The sequence below is a fragment of the Streptomyces phytophilus genome (assembly GCF_013870535.1).
GTDB classification, from domain to species: domain Bacteria; phylum Actinomycetota; class Actinomycetes; order Streptomycetales; family Streptomycetaceae; genus Streptomyces; species Streptomyces phytophilus.
In genome coordinates, this window is sequence record NZ_JACBXC010001133.1 from 1 (window position 1) to 1,973 (window position 1,973).

The window sequence follows — 1,973 nt, forward strand, 5'->3', positions numbered from 1 at the left end:
CGCGCGGGCCATGTGCGCGCCCATGGCCCGCTGGTATCCCCAGGAGGGCCGCGCCTCGGTGGCGCGGCCGTCGAACCAGGAGAAGTCCCAGCCGTCGGTGGGGGCCGCGGCGGCCTCGTCGAGGAGCCGGTCGAAGTCCGGGTCGGGGGCGGGGTCCGGGGCAGGGTCAGGGGCGGGGTCGGAGGTCATCGGGCGATCGTCGCAAAGACGGCGGGCCGCGGGCGACCGGATAAGTGCCGCGGGACCCCGCGCCCCACTGCGTACGCTTCCCGGCATGGGCGACACGGGCGGGCTGCGCGAGCGCAAGAAGCAGCAGATGTACGAGCGGCTGTCGGACACGGCCGTCCGGCTCTTCCTGGAGAAGGGCTACGAGCAGGTGACCGTGGCCGACATCGCGGCCGCCGTCGACATCTCCAAGCCGACGCTCTTCCGGTACTTCCCCGCCAAGGAGGACCTGGTCCTGCACCAGCTCGCCGACCACGCGGGGGAGGCCGGCCGGGTGGTCGCGCAGCGGCGGGCCGGGCACTCGCCGCTCGACGCCCTGCTGCACCACTTCCTGGCGGGGCTCGACCGGCGCGACCCGGTGACCGGCCTGAACGACGACGCCGGCGTGCTCGCCTTCCACCGGCTGCTGTACGGGACGCCGTCGCTGGTGGCGCGCCTGCACACGTTCATGGAACGGGACGAGGCCGCTCTCGCCGACGCCGTCGGCGAGGAGACCGGCGGCGGCGTACGGGCGCGGCTGGCCGCCGGGCAGATCGTCGCCGTGCAGCGCGTCCTGGCGCAGGAGAACTGGCGCCGCATCACCGCCGGACGCGACGCGGACGGACTCCACCCCGAGGCCGTGGCGACCGCCCGGTCGGCGTTCGCGCAGCTCAAGGCAGGTCTGCCGGACCTCGCCCGGACCCGTACCGAAACCCGGTAAAAAATTTAACTCGGTTGCATTATCGTGGGGGCATGCCACGCACCGACCCCGCGCCCCTCCATGCGGCCCTGACCCGGGAACGCGCCTACCACGACTCCTGCCGGGCAGCCCTGAACGCCATGGTCGACGGCGCGCAGGAGCAGGTGGTCACCGGCGCGGACGCGTCCGCGTCCGGCGCCGACGCCGAAGTGCTCGGCTACCGGCTGCGCAGCCGGGCCAAGGAGTTCCGGGAGCTGCCCGAGGGCCCGCTGTTCTTCGGACGCCTCGACTTCGCGGACCGCCGCGGAGACGCCGAAGCCGCCGGTGACCACGCCGGGCAGACGTACCACTTCGGCCGCCTGCGCATCAGCCGCGACCCGGCCGTCCCGCCGCTGGTGGTCGACTGGCGCGCCCCCGTGGCGCGCGCCTTCTACCAGGCGAGCGCCCGCGACCCGCAAGGCGTCGCCGTCCGCCGCCGCTTCGGCTGGGCACCCGCCGCCCGCGGCGACTCCGCCGACCTCACCGGCCTGGAGGACGAGCACCTCGGCGCGGGCGAGACGCGCGAGAGCGGCATCGTCGCGAGCGAGATCGAGCGTCCCCGCGTCGGGCCGATGCGCGACATCGCCGCCACCATCCAGCCCGAGCAGGACGACCTGGTACGCGCCGGCCCCACCGCGTCCCTCTGCGTCCAGGGCGCGCCCGGCACCGGCAAGACGGCGGTCGGGCTGCACCGCGCCGCCTACCTCCTCTACACCCACCCGGAGCGCGTCCAGCGCGGCGGCATGCTGATCCTCGGCCCCAACCGCGCCTTCCTCTCCTACATTTCGGCGGTCCTGCCCGCGCTCGGCGAGACCGGCGTGCGGCAGTCCACGCTCGACGACGAGATCGCGCACCACCCGGTCACGGCACGGGACACGGCGGCCGCGGCGCTCGTCAAGCACGACGTCCGCATGGCGGAGGTGCTGCGCCGCGCGCTCTACGCGCACGTGGGCACGGAGGTGCGGCAGCCGCTGGTGCTGCCGGACGGCTCGTACCGCCGGGAGGTGCCCGCCGGCGAGCTGGCGGAGAT

At 74.9% G+C, this 1,973-nt stretch carries 2 protein-coding genes and 1 pseudogene; 2 read left to right on the forward strand and 1 reads right to left on the reverse strand.

Features of this window, described 5'->3' with window-relative positions; all coding sequences use genetic code 11:
• Nucleotides 1–189: pseudogene (locus tag H5J30_RS29915) on the reverse strand (SAM-dependent methyltransferase); the annotation flags it as partial.
• 85 nt (nucleotides 190–274) lie between these two features.
• Between H5J30_RS29915 and H5J30_RS29920 the strand changes: the two are divergent.
• Together H5J30_RS29920 and H5J30_RS29925 are read left to right on the forward strand one after the other, a co-directional pair.
• A complete protein-coding gene (locus H5J30_RS29920; RefSeq protein WP_181790504.1) occupies nucleotides 275–925 on the forward strand; it encodes a TetR/AcrR family transcriptional regulator in 651 nt (216 codons plus the stop codon).
• A 32-nt stretch (nucleotides 926–957) separates the two neighbouring features.
• Nucleotides 958–1,973 (forward strand): helicase domain-containing protein (locus H5J30_RS29925; RefSeq protein WP_508470941.1); only part of this gene is annotated, 1,016 nt, incomplete at its 3' end.

Coding starts and splice junctions, on each gene's coding strand:
- H5J30_RS29920 (WP_181790504.1), top strand. CDS start 275: ATGGGCGACACGGGCGGGCTGCGCGAGCGCAAGAAGCAGCAGATGTAC.